Annotated in this window: 20 protein-coding genes; 2 read left to right on the top strand and 18 right to left on the bottom strand. The window is 67.1% G+C overall.

Going from position 1 to position 19,623, the window contains the following annotated elements:
- Positions 1-30: 30 nt before the first annotated feature.
- The 16 genes from NGB94_RS01390 to dacB form a co-directional block, all read right to left on the bottom strand.
- On the bottom strand, positions 31-357 hold the full coding sequence (locus NGB94_RS01390) for a histone-like nucleoid-structuring protein Lsr2 (protein WP_152224979.1): 327 nt from the start codon (positions 355-357) through the stop codon (positions 31-33).
- A 304-nt stretch (positions 358-661) separates the two neighbouring features.
- Positions 662-2,116 (bottom strand): lysine--tRNA ligase, encoded by a 1,455-nt coding sequence (lysS, locus tag NGB94_RS01385; protein ID WP_325788673.1) that lies wholly within the window; start codon positions 2,114-2,116, stop codon positions 662-664.
- A 108-nt stretch (positions 2,117-2,224) separates the two neighbouring features.
- Positions 2,225-3,100: a pantoate--beta-alanine ligase gene (panC, locus tag NGB94_RS01380; protein WP_325788525.1), complete on the bottom strand. Its 876-nt coding sequence runs from the start codon at positions 3,098-3,100 to the stop codon at positions 2,225-2,227.
- Positions 3,101-3,111: 11 nt separating this feature from the next.
- Positions 3,112-4,020 carry a Rossmann-like and DUF2520 domain-containing protein gene (locus NGB94_RS01375; protein WP_325788523.1) on the bottom strand — a complete coding sequence of 303 codons (909 nt, stop codon included), beginning with the start codon at positions 4,018-4,020 and terminating at the stop codon, positions 3,112-3,114.
- Positions 4,007-5,599 (bottom strand): PH domain-containing protein, encoded by a 1,593-nt coding sequence (locus NGB94_RS01370; RefSeq protein ID WP_325788521.1) that lies wholly within the window; start codon positions 5,597-5,599, stop codon positions 4,007-4,009. The genes NGB94_RS01375 and NGB94_RS01370 overlap by 14 nt, the downstream gene beginning before the upstream one ends.
- Positions 5,596-6,108, bottom strand: coding sequence for a PH domain-containing protein (locus NGB94_RS01365; RefSeq protein WP_325788519.1), 513 nt, complete (start codon positions 6,106-6,108; stop codon positions 5,596-5,598). The genes NGB94_RS01370 and NGB94_RS01365 overlap by 4 nt, the downstream gene beginning before the upstream one ends.
- Complete coding sequence (locus NGB94_RS01360; RefSeq protein WP_325788518.1) at positions 6,101-6,586, bottom strand: DUF3180 domain-containing protein; 486 nt, start codon at positions 6,584-6,586, stop codon at positions 6,101-6,103. The genes NGB94_RS01365 and NGB94_RS01360 overlap by 8 nt, the downstream gene beginning before the upstream one ends.
- Positions 6,587-6,593: 7 nt before the next feature.
- On the bottom strand, positions 6,594-7,088 hold the full coding sequence (gene folK / locus NGB94_RS01355) for a 2-amino-4-hydroxy-6-hydroxymethyldihydropteridine diphosphokinase (protein WP_325788517.1): 495 nt from the start codon (positions 7,086-7,088) through the stop codon (positions 6,594-6,596).
- Positions 7,085-7,477, bottom strand: coding sequence for a dihydroneopterin aldolase (gene folB / locus NGB94_RS01350; RefSeq protein ID WP_325788516.1), 393 nt, complete (start codon positions 7,475-7,477; stop codon positions 7,085-7,087). Before folB ends, folK begins: the two co-directional genes overlap by 4 nt.
- 1 nt (position 7,478) lies before the next feature.
- The gene (gene folP, locus NGB94_RS01345; RefSeq protein WP_325788515.1) at positions 7,479-8,384 is read right to left on the bottom strand and encodes a dihydropteroate synthase; all 906 of its coding nucleotides are present in this window, start codon (positions 8,382-8,384) and stop codon (positions 7,479-7,481) included.
- 9 nt (positions 8,385-8,393) lie between these two features.
- Entirely contained in the window at positions 8,394-9,011 is a 618-nt protein-coding gene (folE, locus tag NGB94_RS01340; protein WP_325788514.1) for a GTP cyclohydrolase I FolE, read from the bottom strand.
- Between the two features lie 73 nt (positions 9,012-9,084).
- A complete protein-coding gene (gene ftsH / locus NGB94_RS01335) occupies positions 9,085-11,151 on the bottom strand; it encodes an ATP-dependent zinc metalloprotease FtsH (RefSeq protein ID WP_325788512.1) in 2,067 nt (688 codons plus the stop codon).
- Positions 11,152-11,418: 267 nt separating this feature from the next.
- Positions 11,419-11,970 (bottom strand): hypoxanthine phosphoribosyltransferase, encoded by a 552-nt coding sequence (gene hpt / locus NGB94_RS01330; RefSeq protein ID WP_152224999.1) that lies wholly within the window; start codon positions 11,968-11,970, stop codon positions 11,419-11,421.
- 35 nt (positions 11,971-12,005) lie between these two features.
- On the bottom strand, positions 12,006-13,103 hold the full coding sequence (gene tilS, locus NGB94_RS01325) for a tRNA lysidine(34) synthetase TilS (protein WP_325788508.1): 1,098 nt from the start codon (positions 13,101-13,103) through the stop codon (positions 12,006-12,008).
- Positions 13,104-13,125: 22 nt separating this feature from the next.
- Positions 13,126-14,259 (bottom strand): zinc-dependent metalloprotease, encoded by a 1,134-nt coding sequence (locus tag NGB94_RS01320; RefSeq protein ID WP_325788506.1) that lies wholly within the window; start codon positions 14,257-14,259, stop codon positions 13,126-13,128.
- Between the two features lie 65 nt (positions 14,260-14,324).
- Positions 14,325-15,734 (bottom strand): D-alanyl-D-alanine carboxypeptidase/D-alanyl-D-alanine-endopeptidase, encoded by a 1,410-nt coding sequence (gene dacB, locus NGB94_RS01315; RefSeq protein WP_325788672.1) that lies wholly within the window; start codon positions 15,732-15,734, stop codon positions 14,325-14,327.
- 280 nt (positions 15,735-16,014) lie between these two features.
- Here dacB and NGB94_RS01310 point away from each other — a divergent pair, with 280 nt between their 5' ends.
- Both NGB94_RS01310 and NGB94_RS01305 read left to right on the top strand, forming a co-directional pair.
- On the top strand, positions 16,015-16,560 hold the full coding sequence (locus tag NGB94_RS01310; protein ID WP_325788504.1) for an inorganic diphosphatase: 546 nt from the start codon (positions 16,015-16,017) through the stop codon (positions 16,558-16,560).
- 153 nt (positions 16,561-16,713) lie between these two features.
- Positions 16,714-17,352 (top strand): hypothetical protein, encoded by a 639-nt coding sequence (locus NGB94_RS01305; RefSeq protein ID WP_325788503.1) that lies wholly within the window; start codon positions 16,714-16,716, stop codon positions 17,350-17,352.
- Between the two features lie 3 nt (positions 17,353-17,355).
- Here NGB94_RS01305 and NGB94_RS01300 read toward each other — a convergent pair whose 3' ends face one another.
- Positions 17,356-18,201 (bottom strand): HAD family hydrolase, encoded by an 846-nt coding sequence (locus NGB94_RS01300; RefSeq protein ID WP_325788502.1) that lies wholly within the window; start codon positions 18,199-18,201, stop codon positions 17,356-17,358.
- 127 nt (positions 18,202-18,328) lie between these two features.
- Positions 18,329-19,597 carry a serine--tRNA ligase gene (gene serS / locus NGB94_RS01295; RefSeq protein ID WP_325788501.1) on the bottom strand — a complete coding sequence of 423 codons (1,269 nt, stop codon included), beginning with the start codon at positions 19,595-19,597 and terminating at the stop codon, positions 18,329-18,331.
- Between the last annotated feature and the right edge of the window lie 26 nt (positions 19,598-19,623).

Raw genomic sequence — 19,623 nt, 5'->3', positions numbered from 1 at the left:
TTCGCCATGGGCGTGACCTCCGCGGGCCGTTTAGCCCTGGGCAGCTCGGTAAGCCTCGATGATCTCGCTGTTCACGCGGCCGCGCTCTGAAACGGTGTAGCCGTTGCTGCGGGCCCATTCGCGGATCTGCGCCGCTTCGTTGCTGCGCGATGCGCCGGTGCCGCGGGGGCGTCCGGTGCGTCCTCCGGTCTTGCGGCCGGCATCGACATACTGCTTGAGCGCTGCACGCAGGTTCTTCGCATTGTCATTGGAGAGGTCAATCTCGTACTGTGACCCATCCAGTCCAAAACGGACGGTTTCATCGGCACTTCCGCCGTCGAGATCGTCTACCAGAATGATTTTTACCTTTTGCGCCATGACCAGGCTCCTATGCAGTGAAGTGGCAGAATGCTGTTTATTCCGAGACCACTTCGAGTATGGCGCAATTGGTAATGCCCCGTCAAAGCAGGAGAGGCATTTTCATTAGTTATTCTTTATCAGCCGAACCGGCAGGGTCTATTTTGGTCCCCGTCTCGGACTGCTCATTCTGATCGGCCTCGCGTTCAGCCTCGGCAAGGGCTTTTCGCTCGGAACGGTCAGCGTTCAGCACTGCCTTCATCACAAAATAAAAGAGAGCAGCGACACATATTGACGGAAGGAGTACTTCCACATATTCCATGATCTAACCCATTTCAGGCTTTAGCAGGGGGAACAGAATTGTTTCCCTGATTCCGGCGTTCGTGAAAAGCATCACCAGGCGGTCGATGCCCAGGCCAATGCCGCCCATGGGCGGCGCCCCGTACTCCAGGGCCCGGAGGAAGTCCTCATCCAGGGCCATGGCTTCGTCATCACCGGCTGCGGCCCGGCGGGACTGCTCCGTGAGCCGCTCGCGCTGGATGACCGGGTCAATGAGCTCGGAGAACGCAGTGCCGCGCTCCATGCCGCCGATGATCAGGTCCCAGGCCTCGATCAGGCGGGGATCCTCACGGTGCGGACGGGCCAGGGGCTGCGCCGACGGCGGGTAGTCGTAAACGAAGGTGGGCTGCAGCAGGGTCGGTTCGACGATCTCGCCGAAGAGTTCGATGACCAGCTTCTCGGCGTCCCACTTGGGATCCACCTTTACGCCGTGCTTCTCCGCGACGGCACGCAGGGTTTCAGCGTCGGTCTCGGGCGTGATTTCCTGGCCCACAGCTTCGGAAAGGCCCGGGTAGACGGACAGCCAGCGCCATTCGCCGTCCAGGTCGATGGTTCCGGCTGCGGTTTCGATCTGCCGGCTGCCGGCGGCGTCGGCGGCGTTGAGGATAATCTCCTTGATGCGGTCGGCCATGACGTACTGGTCTGCATAGGCCTCGTAGCATTCCAGGGTGGTGAATTCGGGGCTGTGGGTTGAATCCACGCCCTCGTTGCGGAAGATCCGGCCCAGTTCATAGACGCGCTCGATGCCGCCCACAACGGCGCGCTTGAGGTAAAGCTCGGTGGCGATGCGCAGCGTCATCGGCTGGTCGAAGGCGTTCAGGTGCGTCTCGAACGGGCGGGCTGCCGCACCGCCGTGGATCAGCTGCAGCATCGGCGTTTCAACTTCCACGTAGCCGTGGCCGTGGAGGGTGTCGCGGACGGCGCGGATGATCGCGGCGCGCTTGTAGACCATGTCCCGGGCTTCGTCACGGACCATCAGGTCCACGTAGCGCTGCCGGACACGGGTTTCCTCGTTCAGGCCGGCGTGCAGCACGGGCAGCGGGCGCAGTGCCTTCGATGCCATCGACCAGGAGTCCGCCATGACTGACAGCTCGCCGCGGCGGGAGGAAATGACCTCGCCGCGGATAAAGACGTGGTCGCCCAGGTCCACCGTGGACTTCCAGTCGGCGAGTGATTCCTCGCCGATGGAGGCCAGGGACAGCATGGCCTGCAGACGGGTGCCGTCGCCTTCCTGCAGGGTAGCGAAGCAGAGCTTGCCGGTGTTGCGGATGAAGACCACACGGCCGGTGACCCCTACGGTCTCGCCGCTGGCTTCGTCGGCCTGCAGGTGGCCGAACTTGTCCCGGACCTGGCGGAGGGAGTGGGTGCGCTCGACGCCGACGGGGTAGGGTTCCTGCCCCCGTTCGAGCAGCTTGGCGCGCTTTTCCGCACGGATGCGCATCTGCTCGGAGGAATCTGCTGCTTCGGGAACGACGTTAGAGGAGGTCACGGTTATTAAGTCTACCCAGCCGGACCAAAGCGCCGGACGGAACCCGGTTCGGGAGCGGCCTTATCCATGCAGTTCGGCGTTGTCGATCAGGCGGATTCCGCCCACCCGGGCGGCAACCAGCGCCAGCGCCGGGCCCGTGAGGACGTCTCCGGTGCCGGACGGAACCGGTTCGAGCGTCAGCGGATCGACCACCTCGAAGTAGTCCAGTTCCACGCCGGGCGCTTCCGACACAAGGTCCGCGGCAGCCGGAAGATCCAGGGGCCTTCGGCCGGCGGCACGTTCCTGCAGGCCGGCGAGGGCCCGGGAGAGCACCAGGGCGCTGCGGCGTTCTTCTTCGCTGAGGAAAACATTGCGGCTGGACTCGGCCAGCCCGTCAGCGGCCCGCACGATGGGCACCGGGTAGATCTGGACCGGGAAGTTAAGGTCCGCTGCCATGCGGCGGATCAGCGCCACCTGCTGGGCGTCCTTCTGGCCGAAGTAGGCGCGGAATTCGGCGGGCACAGCGGGCTGGACGCAGTGGAACAGCTTCGCCACCACGGTGAGCACGCCGTCGAAGTGCCCCGGCCGGGAGGCACCTTCGAAGCGGGTGCCCAGGCTTCCGGAACTGACCCGGACCAGCGGCAGTCCTCCGGGGTACATGGTTTCCTCGCTCGGGGCGAAGACCAGGTCCACGCCTGCTTCGCCCAGCAGGTCCAGGTCCGCGTCGAGGGTGCGCGGATACCGGGCCAGGTCGGCGGGATCGTCGAACTGCAGCGGGTTTACGAAGATGCTGGCAACCACAACGTCGTTGTCGGCGCGGGCAGCCTGTGCCAGGGCGGCGTGGCCGGAGTGGAGGGCGCCCATGGTGGGAACGAGGCCCAGGGCCGGACGGTCCTTGCCGGTGGCTTCGAGGAGTTCGGTTACGGCCTTGCTGAGTTCTGCGGGGGTTGTTGCCAACCGGGGGTGGTTCACCGGGGTCCTTCGGGTTCGGAATTAAGTACTTCGATAATTCTCTCTCCCTGGGCCGGTGTCAGCAGACCGCGTTCGACGGCCCGGCGGGCCGTGGCCGCGGAAAGCGCCTGGTAGGCCTGGGCCAGATCGGGGGCTGCGTCCCGGCCCAGGGCGCGCGTGTGGGCTGCGATGGTGCCTGTGTCCCCGCGGGCAACGGGCCCGGTCAGCGCGTGCTCCCCTGAAGCCAGCGCGTTTTCGAGGGAGGCGCGCATCAGCGGGCCCAGCAGCCGGCCGGGCTGTTCCACACCAAGGCCCTGCAGCAGTTCGGAGGACTGGGCCGCGATCGTCACCAGATGATTGGAGGCGTGGGCAAGTGCCGCGTGGTAAAGCTCACGGTCCGCTTCGTCGATAACCACCGGTTCAGCACCCATTTCCACCACCAGTGCCTGTGCGATCGGCAGCACGGCGGTGGGTGCGGTGACGCCGAAGGATGAGTCGGCCAGGCGGGTGAGGTCCAGGCTGAGCCCGGTGAACGTCATGGCCGGATGCAGGGCAAGCGGGATGGCGCCGGCCTGCCGGGCCGGTTCCAGCACGGCGGTGCCGAACCGGCCGGAGGTGTGGGCAACCAGCTGCCCGGCCTGCCAGGCACCGGTCGCGGCCAGGCCGGAAACCAGGGGCGGCAGGGCGTCGTCGGGCACTGCCAGCAGCACCAGTTCGGAACGCTCGATGATGTCCGGGATTTCAAGCACCGGGACGCCGGGAAGCAGGTTCTCCGCACGCTCGCGGCTCGCTTCGGAAACAGCTGAGACGCCGACGACGGCGTGTTCGGCCGCGCGCAGGGCCGCACCGAGGACGGCGCCCACCTTGCCGGCTCCGATAACTCCGATTCCCAGCCGGCCGCGCCTGCGCTGATCAGCGGTGTTCATTCCAGTTTTCCTCCATCCGGGGCCCGGGGGCCTGCTGTTCCGGTGCGGCTGCCGGCGGGCCGGGCACGGCGGCCGGCGCCGCATCGGGCACGGCCGGTCCGGTGGCGGTTTCGCGGTGCAGCCAGCGTTCGGTGCGGTCCCGGCGGCGGGCATCCGCGGCGCGCACCGATTGTTCGTTGAAGAGTTCCAGCAGCACGGCCTGGTCAAGCTGCCGGATTCGCGGCGAGACAGGTCCGGGCGTGGAATGCAGCCGCAGATCCGCGATGCGCAGCCTGCGCGCCAGGGGGCCCTGTTCCAGTGCCATGGACTGGATCCGTTCGTGCGGAACCACGGTGAGGCTGCGCCACAGCCGGCCGGTCCGGCTCAGCAGGGCAGTCCCGGTCAGGGCGAAGCCGCTGCGGCGCCACTGCAGGGGGGCGACCCAGCGCGCCCTGCGCGGCGAGGTAGTGAAGCCGTGCTCCGGCCCGCTGCCGGCCAGGCCTGCGCGGAACAGTCCCACCGGATCATCCGTGCCCGGATTGGGCAGGACCAGCGCAAGGATCTGCAGGGTTTCTTCCATGGTGCCGGCGGGCAGGAGCCTGGTGCGTGCCGAGTCGGCGCCGGGGGATACACCGTAGCCGGCCACGTTGACGGAGATCCGGTACCAGCCGGCCGGCCGCCAGAGCAGCGGCTGCGTGATGGACACGGCCTGGATCCGCCCCGGAGGCACAGTCTGCGTGCGCGTATCCAGCAGCCCGTAGCGGATGCGGACCCCGTCCCGGGAGGCGGCTGCCCGGAAGTTCCAGGCGGTACTGAGCATTGACCAGTAGCCGCTGGCAACCGCCAGCCCCACCGGGATGAACACAGCCAGGGAGACCCCCTCGCCGGTCACCAGCGTCAGGGTCACGACGGCGATGGTGCCAAGCAGCAGGACCACGGTGTTTCCGGACAGTACCGTCGCCCCGATGACGCGGCCGGGCCGCAGGGCAAGGATGGGGTACTCCGGGGCTTCGGCAGCCCGCCGGGAAGGTGCCGCCGGGCCGGCCGGCGCGCCTTCGCCCTCCGCAGACGGATCGGTGGCTGCCTGCGCACCGGAGGCCCGGTCCAGGATCGTGGCGCGCAGGGCGCGGGCGTCGTCCAGGCGCAGGTAGGCCAGGCGGACGGCCGATTCGCCGGCGTCGGCCACCTCGAAGCGCAGCTCGCCCAGGCCAAAGAGCCGGGCGAGCAGCGGCTGGTTGATGTCGATCGCCTGCACCCGGTCCAGCCGTGCCTGCCGGTGCTGGCGGAACAGCACGCCGGAGCGCACCCGTACATGGTCCGCACTCACCTGGTAGCGGGTGAACCACCAGGAGAGGAAGAAGACCACGGCGATTCCGAGCACCAGGACCACAAGGCCGGCCACGGCCCAGATCAGCGGCGTACCGTCCGGCAGGGGTCCGCCGGGCCGTTCACGCAGGAAGAAGGCCTCGGCGGAATCCCGGCCGAGGAAATAGGCGATGGCAGCCAGGGCGATCCAGCCCCGGACCAGCGGGGAAACCGGGTGGACCCGCTGCCAGCCGGAGTCTCCGGTGCCGGCTGGGTCCTGGGGGTCCTTGCTCACAGCCCCGCCAGCTGCGCCTCGCCGCGCGCAGAGAGGTGTTCGCGCAGCCGGGCGCCCTCGGCAGTGGGCAGCCCGGGAATGGTGGCGTTGGTAGTTTGGGATGCCGTGTGCAGCTTGAGCGTGCAGAGGCCGAAGAGCCGCTCGAAGGGGCCGACGGCGACGTCGACGTACTGCATGCGGCCGTAGGGAACCACCAGGGTCCGCTGGAAGAAGATGCCTGAGCGCAGCAGCAGGTCCTCGTTGCGTTCGGCGTAGCCGATGGCCCGGACCTGCCGGGGCAGCAGCACTGCCCGCCACAGGAAACCTGCCAGGAACACAGCAGGCAGGCCCCAGGCGATCCAGGCGGGGAACCCGCCCCAGATGCCCAGCGAACGAAGTACCAGCGGAACAGCGGCCAGGGCCAGGGTGATGACTGCTTCCACTGCCAGGGACAGCAGCCGGAGCGTCAGGTAGCGCGCAGAGACCCGCTGCCAGTTCAGGCCCTCCGGATCTATGGCCTGGTTACGCATACTCTCCCCCGCTGTTGTCTTCTTCGCCGCCGTCTTTGTCCTCCGGCGGAAGCCTGCAGAACCGCTCCACCACCAGTCCGGTGGCTATCATGATCATCCCGCCGACGGACATGGCAAGTGAAGCCCAGGTCGGTGCATGGTTTGGCCGCATTTCCCACAGACCCAGCTGGTCCAGGAAGATTCCGCCGTGCCAGCCCAGCAGCAGCGCCCCGGCATAGGCCGTTGCCTGCGCCAGGACCAGCGTGCGGGCTGCGGCGATGGGGTCCAGCGGCTTTTCCCTCTCGCCGTTGCGCCAGCGCCGCACGCGCAGGCCCAGGAACAGGGTAAAGCCGACAATAAAGGCAAGGGTGAGCAGCGCCGTGAAGTTCAGGACCGGTGCCGGGAAGCCGCTGCGGGTGGCCCAGGCGTTCACCTGCCAGCCGGCAAGGCCGAACACCACTGCGGTGACGGCAAGCCAGCGGTACCGGATGCTCCTCACGCTGCGCTCACTCCCCCTCGAAGAGTTCGACGCCGGACAGGTCGGGAGCCCTGGCGGCGAGTTCTGCCACCGGGACTCCGTCCAGCATGGCGTCCGGATCCATCCAGGCCCAGGGCTGGAGCACAAAGGCACGCCCTGCAGCGCGCGGATGCGGGACGGTCAGGTCCTCGTCATCGATGTGCACGGTGCCGTAAGTGATGATGTCCACGTCGAGCGTCCGCGGCCCCCAGCGCACCTCGCGGGTGCGGTGGTGCCGGTTTTCAATGTCGTGGCAGTGATCCAGCAGCGCGTGGGGGTCCAGGCTGGTTTCAAACTCGGCAACCAGGTTCAGGTAGTCGGGCTGGTTCTCCGGTCCGCCGACGGGACGCGTGCGTGCCACCGGCGAGACTCCAACCAGCTTCATGCCGGGATGGTCCGCCAGGGCGGCAACGGCGTCGGCCAGTGTGCTGCGGGATTCCCCGAGGTTGCTGCCCAGGGCCAGGACGGCGCGGACCGGACTCATGCGCGTTCCCGGTGGATCTGGATTTCGACGTCGCCGAAAGGCACGGTGATGGGCGCGTGCGGCTTGTGGACGGTGACGTCCACGGCTTCCACCACGCCGAAACCGGCCAGGACGTGGGCTGCGATCCGTTCGGCGAGGGTTTCGATCAGGTTGACCGGTTCCCCGGCAATGATGGCGCAGACCTGCTCAGCCAGCTCACCGTAGTGCGCGGTGAGGGTCAGGTCGTCAGCGGCAGCCGCCGGGCGCAGGTCCGTGTAGAGGACAAGGTCAACGGTGAATTCCTGGCCGTCGCGCCGTTCATGGTCAAAGACCCCGTGGTAGCCGGTGGCCTTCAGGCCGGAGAGCCTGATCCGGTCGCGGAGGGGCGCAGCGTGTGCGGGCGAAGACATGCTAGCCCTGCCAGGCAGCCGCGACCTTGACCGCGTCGGCGTTGGCAGCGGCGTCGTGCACGCGGACCGCCCACACTCCCTGGCTGGCCGCCAGCGCGGTGGTGGCCAGGGTGGCGTTGTCGCGCTCCGCGGGCGGTGCGGCCTTGCCTGCGGTGGTGAGCAGCGAGCCCAGGAAACGCTTGCGGGACGCGCCGATCAGCACCTTGTGCCCCAGGACGGTCAGGCGGTCCACGTTGCGCAGCAGTGCCCAGTCGTGCTCGGCGTTCTTGGCAAACCCCAGTCCGGGATCGAGGATGATCTGCTCCGGGGCAACGCCGGCTTCGTAGAAGCGGTCCCGCAGGGCAGTGAGTTCGGCAATCACGTCTTCGACGACGTCGTCATAGCTGGCCTTGGGGTCCTGGCTGCGGACACTGCCGCGGCTGTGCATCAGCACGTAGGGCACCTTGGTGCGGGCGATCAGTTCCGGCATCGCGGGATCCAGTTCGAGCCCGGAGACGTCGTTGATCAGGCCGGCTCCGGCTCCGATCGCCTTTTCGGCGGTGGAGGCGTTCATGGTGTCCACGCTGACCAGGGCACCGGCCTTCACCAGGGCTTCGACCACCGGCAGGATACGGCGCTGTTCCTCTTCGGCACTGATGCGTTCGGCGTCCGGACGGGTGGATTCCCCGCCGACGTCGATGATGTCCGCGCCGTCGTAGTGCATCTTCAGTCCCGCGCGGATGGCGGCGTCGGTGGTGTCATGCTCGCCGCCGTCGCTGAAGGAATCCGGGGTGACGTTCAGGATTCCCATCACCAGGGTGCGCCCTTCGGGCAGGTCCTCGAAGCGCCGCTTTTTGGCTCCGGGGCGGATCACCGGCAGCGGGTTGGTGGCGGGCCCGGTTCCGGGTGTGGCAGCTAGCGAATCCATCGAGTCGTCCTATCGTCCGAGTATCAGGCTCATTGCTTCTGCACGCGTGGCGGTCTCACGCAGCTGGCCGCGCACCGCGGAGGTGACAGTCTTGGCGCCGGGCTTGCGTACGCCGCGCATCGACATGCAGAGGTGTTCACATTCAATGACGACGATCGCGCCGACGGGCTGCAGGTTGTCCATCAGGGCGTCCACGATCTGCGTGGTGAGGCGCTCCTGGACCTGCGGCCGGCGGGCGTAGACGTCAACCAGGCGGGCAAGCTTGCTCAGCCCGGTGACCTTGCCGTCGTGGGAGGGGATGTACCCGATGTGCGCCGAACCATGGAACGGAACCAGGTGGTGCTCACAGGTGGAGTAGAAGGGAATGTCCTTGACCAGCACCATTTCCTCATGGTCCAGGTCGAAGGTGGTGGCCAGCAGGTCCGACGGGCTCTGGTGCAGTCCGGCGAAGATCTCCGCGTAGGACTTGGCTACCCGGGAGGGGGTTTCCCTGAGTCCGTCACGGTTCGGATCCTCCCCGATCGCAAGGAGGATTTCGCGCACCGCCCGCGCGATGCGGGGCTGGTCCACTTCAGAGGCCGTCTCAGTCAGCTCGGCCAGGCTCAGTTCGTCGTCGAAATCCGTCACTGCACGATCCTACCGTGGACGCTGAAGCGGGTCGGACGGCCGGAGCGTGCTGCTCCGGCCGTCCGGCCTGCGGTTATTCGTGGTTCGAGGAGCCGGTGTGGCTGCCCCGGCCGCTGTTCTCAGGCTCCGGGAGCCCGTTGGCGGAGACGTCGAAGTCCTGCGGGATGTCGGCGTCGGCAATCTGGTCCTGCGGGGCCACGGTGTCCGGGTTCGGTTCACCTGCGGCTGCGGCCTCTTCGCGTTCCCGCGGGGAGACCACCGGAGGAATGTCATGCACCGGACGGGTGGGCTTGGAGAGCCAGACTTCACGGACATCGCGCTTGCGCACATCCCGGAACACGTCGGCGATTTCGGCCTGGTTCAGGGTCTCGCGCTCAAGCAGTTCCAGTGCCAGGCGGTCCAGCACGTCACGGTTCTCGGTGAGGATCTGGTACGCCTCGTCGTGGGCGTTGTCCAGCAGGCGCCGGACTTCCTCATCCACCACGTACGCCACCTGGTCGGAGTAGTTCCGCTCCTGGCCCATGTCCCGGCCCAGGAACGGTTCCCCGCCGCCGGAGCCGAGCTTCACGGAGCCGATCCGCTCGCTCATGCCGTACTGCGTGACCATCTTGCGGGCCGTGGCGGTGGCCTTCTCAATGTCGTTCGAGGCGCCGGTGGAGGGATCGTGGAACACGATTTCCTCCGCGACCCGGCCGCCCATGGCGTAGGCCAGCTGGTCCAGCAGTTCGTTGCGGGTGACGGAGTACTTGTCGTCCTGCGGCAGGACCATGGTGTAGCCCAGGGCACGGCCGCGGGGCAGGATGGTCACCTTGGTCACCGGGTCCGTGTTGCGCAGGGCCGCGGCAACCAGGGCGTGGCCGCCTTCGTGGTACGCGGTGATCTTGCGCTCGAGTTCCTTCATCACGCGGCTGCGCTTCTGCGGGCCGGCGATCACGCGGTCAATGGCCTCATCCAGCGCGCGGTCGTCAATCAGCTGCGCGTTGGAGCGGGCGGTGAGCAGGGCAGCTTCGTTGAGCACGTTGGCCAGGTCCGCACCGGTGAAACCGGGGGTCTTCCGGGCGACGGTCTCCAGGTCGATGCCCGGAGCCATCGGCTTGCCCTTGGCGTGGACCTGCAGGATGTGCAGGCGGCCCTGCATGTCCGGGGCCTCCACGCCGATCTGGCGGTCGAAGCGGCCGGGACGCAGCAGCGCGGGGTCCAGCACGTCGGGACGGTTGGTGGCGGCAATCAGGATGACGTTGGTGTTGCCGTCAAAGCCGTCCATTTCCACCAGCAGCTGGTTCAGCGTCTGCTCGCGTTCGTCGTTTCCGCCGCCGACACCGGCACCGCGGTGGCGGCCGACGGCGTCGATCTCGTCAACGAAGATGATTGCCGGGGCGTTGTTCTTGGCCTGCTCGAAGAGGTCACGGACACGGGAGGCGCCCACGCCGACGAACATCTCAACGAAGTCCGAACCGGAGATCGAGTAGAACGGCACGCCTGCCTCGCCGGCCACGGCCCGGGCCAGCAGGGTCTTGCCGGTGCCGGGCGGGCCGTAGAGCAGCACGCCCTTGGGGATCTTGGCGCCCACGGCCTGGAACTTGGCAGGCTCCTTCAGGAATTCCTTGATTTCGTGGAGTTCTTCCACCGCTTCGTCAGCGCCGGCGACATCCGCGAAGGTCACCTGGGGCATGTCCTTGTTGGTCAGCTTCGCCTTGGACTTGCCGAACTGCATGACCTTGGAGCCGCCGCCCTGCATGCGGGTGAGCAGGAACCAGAAGATCACGCCCAGGATGATGATGGGCAGGAACAGGCCCAGGAAGCTGGTGAACCAGTTCGTCTGGACAGGCTGGTCGGTGAAGCCGTCGACGTCGGAGTTGTTCACGGCCTCGACAATGTCCTCGCCGCGCGCGGAGCCGAAGAAGAACTGGATGTTCTCACCCTTGTCTTCGTACGGTTCCCGCAGGGTGAGGTCCACCCGCTGCTCGCCGTCGTAGATCTTCGCCTGTTCCACCTTGTTGTCAGCCAGCAGCTTCAGGCCAACGTTGGTGTCAACCTGGGAAGCGCCGGAGGGGGCAAGGTTGGGAAGGATGATCAGCAGTGCGGCAAGAGCCAGCACGATCCAAATGATCGGTCCCTTGAAGAAGTTCTTGGATTTCATTCGTCGTCAGGGCAGATGCCCCGTCCCTCCTGATCAACAACGCTGATACTGCGCGAAATTCGCTGGTTAGCAATGTCTAGCTATACACCGTCTCCAAGAAACACACGGTCCAAAGGCCGCTTTAGTTCCCTCAGGGCGTAGCTCTGCTCCGTGATTCCCCTCATGCGGGGCCGGGTACGAAAAACCCGCTGGTCCGCGCCGCGCCCCGGACTGTGCCGGAGCCGGTTTGGGCCAGCGGGTTCAGCAGGCAGGTGGCTGCCGGCAGGCTTATTCGTAGACGTGCGGTGCCAGGGTGCCGATGAAGTCCAGGTTGCGGTACTTCTCGGCGAAGTCCAGGCCGTAGCCCACAACGAATTCGTTGGGGATCTCGTAACCGACGTACTTCACGTCGATTTCGACCTTGGCGGCGTCGGGCTTGCGCAGCAGGGTGCAGATCTCGACGCTTGCCGGGCCGCGGGACTGCAGGTTGGTGCGCAGCCAGGACAGGGTCAGGCCGGAGTCGATGATGTCTTCGACGATCAGCACGTGCTTGCCCAGCAGGTCGGTTTCCAGGTCCTTCAGGATCCGGACGACGCCGGAGGACTGGGTTCCGGAGCCGTAGGAGGACACTGCCATCCAGTCCATGGAGACGTGGCTGTGCAGGGCACGGGACAGGTCGGCCATGACCATCACGGCGCCCTTGAGCACGCCGACAAGCAGGATGTCGCGTCCGGCGTAGTCGCGGTCAATCTCCGCCGCCAGTTCCTTGATCCGCTCGGCAATCTGTTCCCTGGTGTAGAGAACGTGTTTGAGGTCTGACTGGACGTCGTGTGAATCCACGAATGGCTCCCGGGTACGAGATGTTGCAGCTGGACTTAGGCGCTGCTCTTTTTCCTAAAAACAAGATTGCCATAGCTTGGGCTGCCTTGGGGAACCGGCTTTGCCCGTACCTGCCGGTAGGCGGAGACCTTCCCGGCCAGCTGCACCGGCCCGGCCGAGCCCTCCCGCCGCAGCAGTGCCTCCACGGCACGCACCCTTTCCCAGCTGGGACGGGCGGCTCCAAGCTCCGCTGCGGCAAGCGCCAGGACCCGCTGCCGCAGCGCGGGAGGCAGGTCCCGGAGTTCCTGTTCTGAGAGCAGGATCTCTTCCGTGCTGCCGCCGGCGGGGGCGTTTCCGGCGTCCGTACGCAGCCGCGCATAGGTTTCGGCGGCCTGGGCATCGAGGTAGTCGGCGTCCTGGGCGAGGATCCGGGAACTGCGGAAGAGCGCTTCTGCGATGCCGGGGCCCAGTTCGTTTTCAAGGAACGGCAGGACCGAGGTCCGTACCCGGGAACGTGCGAAGGACGGGTCGGCATTGGTGGGATCGTGCCAGGGCTCCAGGTCCTGTGCGTCGCAGATCTCTTCGATTTCCTCCCGGCGGAGGCCCAGGAAGGGGCGCAGGTAGAGTCCGCGGCGGGCCGGCATGCCGGCGAGGGACCGGGTGCCGGATCCGCGGGCGAGGCCCAGCAGCACCTGCTCGGCCTGGTCGTCGAGGGTGTGTCCGAGCAGCACCGCGTCCGCTCCTGCAGCGGCAGCGGCGGCGTCGAGCGCTTCATAGCGCACCGTGCGGGCGGCAGCTTCCGGGCCCATGCCGGATTCCGGAACGTGCACGCGGTGGACAGTGACGGGAGCCAGCCCCATGGCGCGCAGCTTGGCTGCGGCGGTTTCGGCGGTTTCCGCCGAGCCGGGCTGGAGCCCGTGGTCCACGACGGCGGCGCCCACCGCGTAGTCCCCGCGGCGGTTGAAGAACGACGCCGTCTCCGCCAGTGCCAGCGAATCCGGGCCGCCGCTGCAGGCCACCAGGAGCACGGGAGGCTTGGCCGGGTTGGGGGGCAGGCCTTCCTCACGCAGGAAGTCCCTGAGCATGGCGCGTGCCTTGCCGAGGGTCGGGTTCAGCCGGCGGCGGGCACGCGCAGCGGGCACAAGGGGGTGCATTGGGGAATCGTTCACGTGGTGCTTAGAGTCCCATCCGCTTGATCCAGAGGTCCGGGTTGTGGATCTCCGGTTCGGTGGGCAGGTTCTCGGCCTGTTCCCAGACCCGGTTGAATCCGGCCATTCCCACCTTGTCCACCACGCCGCGGACGAACTTCGACCCGTCTGCGTACTGCCGCATCTTGGCATCGAGGCCCATGACCCGGCGGAAGAACTTGTCCAGCCAGCCGCGGTTGACGCCGCGGTCGTTGAAGCGGCGGCGGATTGTCTTGACGCTGGGGATGATGCTGGCGTCCACGGTGTCCATGACCACGTTGGCGTGGCCTTCCAGCAGGCTCATGACGGCGGTGATGTGGGACAGGCGTGCCTTGTCGGCGGGGTCCTGGAGCAGGGTCAGGACGTCCAGCTGGCGGTCCGGAACCCCGTTGCCGGTGCTCTCTTCGCGGCCGCCGGCCGCGGCGGAGAGCTGTTTGGCCATGGAACTGATCCGCTCCGGGAGGCTCTGCGCCTTGTCCATCAGGCCGGTGCTCAGCAGCCGGATCTGGTCCAGCAGGTGGTCCCGCAGCCAGGGCGCGGCGGCGAACTGCACGCGGTGGGTCTGTTCGTGCAGGCACACCCACAGCCGGAAGTCGGCCGGCTCCACGTTCAGCTCCTGCTCGGTGCTGATGATGTTCGGGGCGACGAGCAGCAGGCGGCCGCCGGTCCTGCCGGCAGCCAGCGCCGCGAAGGGGTCGTACTGACCCAGGACCTTGCTGGCCAGGAACGCCAGGACCGCTCCCAGCTCGGCGCCCGTGACGGTCCCGGCAACTGCGGTGTTGGTGGCTTTGACGGCGTCGGGCCGGGTTTCTGCGAGGTGCTGCAGCATCGGGTTCATCAGTGCAGCGAAGCTCTGCGAGTTGGCTTTTGCCCAGGAGGCCCGGTCAACGATCAGGACCTGGGAGTCACGCAGGTTCTCTGCGGCGTCCAGCCCGGTGATGCGGTGGACGTGGGAAACGGACTCGTCCGCCAGCCGGCGCAGGTCCGCCACGGCGGCCTGGATTTCGCGGCGGCTCATCTTGGGTCCAGGCGGCACGAGGGTGGCAGCCGTCGCAGCGGCGAAGTCCCAGTTCACCAGTTGCGCGGCGGTTGAGGTGCTCAGATGCTGCTGGTTGCTCTCCATTGGTCCATTCGATCACAGGCGCGCTGCAATGTGCTCCCGGAGGAGCTATCCCGGGGCGGCAGCGCTCAGCGGCAGCCGCACCCTGCCAGCACGGCAGCGGCATCGTCGACGGCGGCGCGCGCTTCTGCGGTATTGCCGTCAAGTCCCCGGGCCACGAGGGCGAAGGACAGCAGCCGCCCGTCGGCGTCCGTGACATAACCGCTCAGCGCTGTCACAGCCAGCAGGGTTCCGGTCTTGGCCCGGACCAGTCCGGCAGCGGCTTCATCCCCGTACCGGCCCTGCAGTGTGCCGCTGAGCCCGGCAACGGGCAGGCCCCGGGCAACGGCACGCAGTCCGTCGTCGCCGGTCGTCAGGACGGTACGGACAGTGTGCTCCAGCTGCCGGGCGGTGACTGAATTCTCCGCGGCCAGGCCGGACACATCCGCAAGCGACATACCTGCGGTGTCCACGCCCAGGCCGGAGATTTCCGCCGCCACCGTGGCGGTTGCCCCTTCGAAGCTCGCCTCCCGGCCGGCAGCTTTGGCCGCAGACCGGGCCAGGGCCTCCGCCAGGTAGTTGTCCGAGACCAGCAGCATCTGCTCCACCTGTTCGGCCACGGTGGCGGACTCGACAGCCGCCACTTCCCGGGAGCCGGCCGGAGCGGTGCCGCGCCCCACGTCTTCCGCAACCGTGATTCCCTTTGCCTCCGCTGAAGCGGCAAGCGAGTCGCGGAAGGCCGTGCCGGCAGCGAGTGCGGCGTCGCCGGCACGCGCCCCGCCCTGCCGGGACTCGTCGAGCCATGCCGAGTTCATTGCCAGCGGGTACACCGGAGCTATTTCGCCGGCGGCGACGTCGGCCTCATTCCACGCCGGGGACAGCGCGGGACCGCTGAACAGGGTGTCGTCGACCTGCACGCGCACGGTTCCGCCGGCGGCGTCCAGGTCCTGCAGCGCCTCGGCAGCCAGGGTGGCCAGGCCGGCACGGCCAACGACGTCGTCCTCCATGGAGGGTCCGCTGCCCAGCAGCACGTCGCCGCCGCCGCGCAGCGTGAGGACCGTTTCTCCGTCCGCTTTCGCCGCGTGCACAGTGGTTTCGAAGCGGGACTCCGGGTCCAGTGTCCGGACCACGGCGGCGGCGGTCAGGATTTTCAGCGTGGACGCCGGCATCCCGGAAGAATCCGGGCCACGTTCATAGAGCACGGTTCCGGTGAGCGCATCAGAGACCACGGCGGAAACCGTGCCGCTGCCGGCGAAGCCCAGTTCGGCGTCGAGCAGCGGCCCGAGCACCGCGGCATCAGGCACGGGCGCCGCGGGGTCCAGCGGCTTGATGAACGGGTTCACGGACAGCTCCGCAGGCGGCCGCTGGTAGGACGGCACCGCGCTTTGGCGCTCCGGAGCAGTTCCGGAAAGCGCCTTGACTACCGGCGGACCGGCGTAGACGGCAACCGGAACCAGCAGCAGGGCGAAGGCAAGCAGCAGGGCAATGCCGGAGAACATCCTCGCCAAAGCCCCACCATTTCCTTTTTTGTTACCGTGCCTGGCCGCCCAGGTTCCGCCCGCTGCGGCGGATGCCGGGGCAGCTGAAAACGCCGGGAAACCCGCCACTGCCTCAGGACATATATCTTTAACACTAGACCGGCGCAGTGAACCAAACGGACATTCCCAAATGGACGGGGGATTCCGGCTGCGCCCATTCTCGCAAAGTGCATGTGACATGCATGTTCAGTCTGTCCGTTTGACTGGCCCTTTCACGTGGGCCGCACCCCTAGGAGCCGTTATGAAACTCGACGTAACGATCGAGATCCCCAAGGGATCCCGCGTCAAGTACGAAATCGACCACGAGACGCACCGCCTGCGGCTGGACCGCGTGCTGTTCACCTCCATGCAGTACCCGACGCACTACGGCTACTTCGAAAACACCCTCGGCGAAGACGGTGATCCGCTGGACGCCATGGTCATGCTGCAGGACTTCGACCTGATCCCCGGCGTTCTGGTTGAATCCCGCCCGATCGGCGTCTTCAACATGGTTGACGACGGCGGCGGAGACGCCAAGGTGCTCTGCGTTCCCGCTGACGCACGCTTCGACCACATCAAGGACATCTCCGACGTTTCGGATTTCCTGCTGGACGAAATCAAGCACTTCTTCACCAAGTACAAGGACCTGGAGCCGGGCAAGTGGGTAGAGGCCGCTGACTGGGAAGGCCGCGAAGCCGCCGAAGCCGAGGTTGAAGCCTCCCTGGCACGCTTCCAGGCACAGGGCGAGAAGAGCGAAGAGGACGAGCCCCAGGGCCGCGACGTCGACGCCAGCCCCGAAAACAACTAGGCGGATTCTCCGCCGCAGCCTCGGCCCGGCGGGATAACAGAAACTGCACGTACCAGCGCTGGTACGTGCAGTTTCTGTCATTTCAGGGGCTGGGCGGCACGCCGCTCAACCGATATCGGTTGTCCGGGCGTGTTGCTCTGCCATGCTGATGCCATGCATTTTGTGCTGACCATCAACCAGAGGGACTCCCGCGAGGCGGGAGACCAGGTTCCGGACCTGGTGCGCTCACTGCGGCACATCCCTGCTGCGGTGGACTTCCAGCGATCGGTGGGCGATGAGGCGCAGGGTGTCCTCTCGCATCCTTCGGCTGCGGTGGACGCTGCCCTGGTGGCCATCCGGGCCCGCCGCTGGAACGTGGGAATCGGCGTCGGCGAACTCCGCCGCCCACTGCCCGCCGCGGTACTGGAGGCGGAAGGCTTTGGCCTGGTTTATGCCCGCCGGGCGGTGGAGCGCGCGCAGCGTTCCGGTGACAGGATTCCGCTGGCCGTCGAGGGACCCGACGCCGAGGTAGCGTCCGAGGCAGAGGCGGTGCTGCGTCTGCTGGGACAGATCGTTGCCAGCCGGACGGCTGCGGAATGGAAGGTCCTGGACCTGATGACCCCCGGCGCCAGGGGGCAGCAGAAGTACGTGGCCGAGGAGCTGGGGATTACGGCGCAGGCCGTCAGCAAGGCTGTGGTGCGCTCCCACTGGGTAGAGGAGTGGGCCACGCGGCCGGCTGCCGCACGCCTGCTGGATCTGGTGTCCGGGCCGGTTTCCCTGCCGCCCGCTCCCCTGCCGTATGCGGCGCGCTAGGGCCTAGCGGGGAGCCAGGAGGCTGCGCAGGACCTTTGCTGCGCCGTCCTCATAGACCGAGCCGGTCACTTCGGAGGCTGCGGAAAGCACTTCGCCCGGGGACTGGCCCATGGCTACCCCGCGGGCTGCCCAGGAGAGCATTTCAATGTCGTTGCGGCCGTCGCCCACGGCAACCGTGTGCAGCGGGTCGACGTCGAGGCGGCGGCGGACCTGCTCCAGGGCGGAAGCCTTGGTCACGCCCGCGGCGGCGATGTCCAGCCAGGCGGTCCAGCCCACCGAGTAGGTCACTCCGTGCAGGCCGATGGCTTCCACGGCCTGGCCGAATTCCTCGGCGGTGCTGTCAGTGCTGAAGACCACCACGCGCACTGCCTTGCAGTCGCGCAGGTATTCGAAGTCCACGGCCTGGGCTTCCGCGCCGAAGCTGGCGTCCTGGAACCGTTCGGTGGAAAGGAACCGGCCCTCATGGTCTTCCAGCGCAAACTTCGCTGTGGGCAGTTCCACGCGCAGCGCGTCCAGGGCGGGGCGGGGGTCAAAAACCACACGGTCCACGATTTCGTAGCCGTCCGGCAGGGAGGTGTCCACCTGCAGGGTAACGCCGCCGTTGGAGCAGACGGTGAATCCGTCGGTGAGGCCGATGTTTTCAAGCACCGGCAGGGCGGCGCCGAAGGAACGGCCGGTTGAAATCACCAGGTGGTGTCCGGCGTCGATCGCGTCCCTGGCCGCGGACCGGACGTTGGGGGACATGTGCCCGTCGTGGTCCACCAGGGTTCCGTCGACGTCCAGGGCGATGAGGTGCTTGGTGTCTGTGTTGAACCGGTCTTCGGTGCCGGCTGAAGTGAGAGTTGTCATCGACTCATATAAACAGAAGCCCGTAAATACCGGTAGGACGCGGTTCACACTCGGCGCAAACAACCGGTGAACTCTTGGCGGCGCGCCGCTGCCCCCGCTTGTTTAGGCGGGGGCAGCGTGGTGCCGGCTACTGGACGGGAAGCACTTCCAGGCCACCCATGTACGGCTGCAGCGCCTTGGGTACGTTGACCGAGCCGTCCGGGTTCTGGTGGTGCTCCAGGATGGCGACGATCCACCGGGTGGTAGCCAGGGTGCCGTTCAGCGTGGCCACGGCACGGGTCTTGCCGTCCTGGCGTTCGCGGATATTCAGGCGGCGGGCCTGGAACGTGGTGCAGTTCGAGGTGGAGGTGAGCTCGCGGTACGCGCCCTGGGTGGGAACCCAGGCTTCGCAGTCGTACTTGCGGGCCGCGGACATGCCCAGGTCTCCGGCAGCCGTTTCGATGACGCGGTAGGGCAGCTCAACCTTGGCGAGCATTTCCTCTTCCCAGGCCAGCAGCCGCTGGTGTTCTGCGGCGGCTTCCTCGACGGAGGTGTACGTGAACATTTCAACTTTGTTGAACTGGTGCACGCGGATGATGCCGCGGGTGTCCTTGCCGTGCGATCCGGCTTCCCGGCGGTAGCAGGAAGACCAGCCGGCGTAGCGGACCGGACCGCTGCTGAGGTCCATGATCTCGTCGGCGTGGTAGCCGGCAAGGGGAACTTCGGAGGTGCCCACCAGGTACAGGTCGTCTTCGGCCAGGCGGTAGATCTCGGCGTCGTGAGCGACGTCGAAGCCGGTTCCCTGCATGGTCTCGGGACGGACCAGCGTGGGGGTGATCATCGGAACAAAGCCGGCCTTCACGGCCTGGTCCATGGCCATCTGCAGCAGGCCAAGCTCCAGGCGTGCTCCGACGCCGCGCAGGAAGTAGAACCGGGATCCGGAAACCTTGGCGCCGCGTTCCATGTCAATGGCGCCCAGCAGTTCGCCCAGTTCCAGGTGGTCGCGCGGCGTGAAGCCTTCAGCCTCGAAGTCGCGCGGCGTGCCAACAGTCTTCAGGACCGTGAAGTCGTCCTCGCCGCCCGCGGGAACCCCGTCTTCAACGACGTTGGCAACCCGGCGGACCAGGGCCTCCTGCTCGGCCTGCACGGCGTCGGCTTCGCTTCCGGCGGCCTTGACCGCGGCAGCCAGTTCCTTCACCTCTGCCAGCAGCGCCTGCTTCTCTTCGCCCTTGGCCTGGGCGACGCGCTTGCCGAAGGCATTCTGCTCGGCGCGCAGGGTCTCATAGCGGGTCCGCGCTTCCCGGCGGCGGGCATCCGCGGAAATGATCGCGTCCACCAGCTCCGGCTCGGCCAGCCGGGCGCGCTGGGATGCTCGGAACTTCTCAGGATTTTCTCGCAGCTCATTTACATCGATCACGTCTCAAGAGTACCGAAAACACCCTG

Origin of the sequence: Arthrobacter koreensis (genome assembly GCF_035792275.1) — a bacterium.
GTDB classification, from domain to species: Bacteria; Actinomycetota; Actinomycetes; order Actinomycetales; family Micrococcaceae; genus Arthrobacter_B; species Arthrobacter_B koreensis_A.
This window is presented reverse-complemented; position numbering and strand designations above follow the sequence as displayed.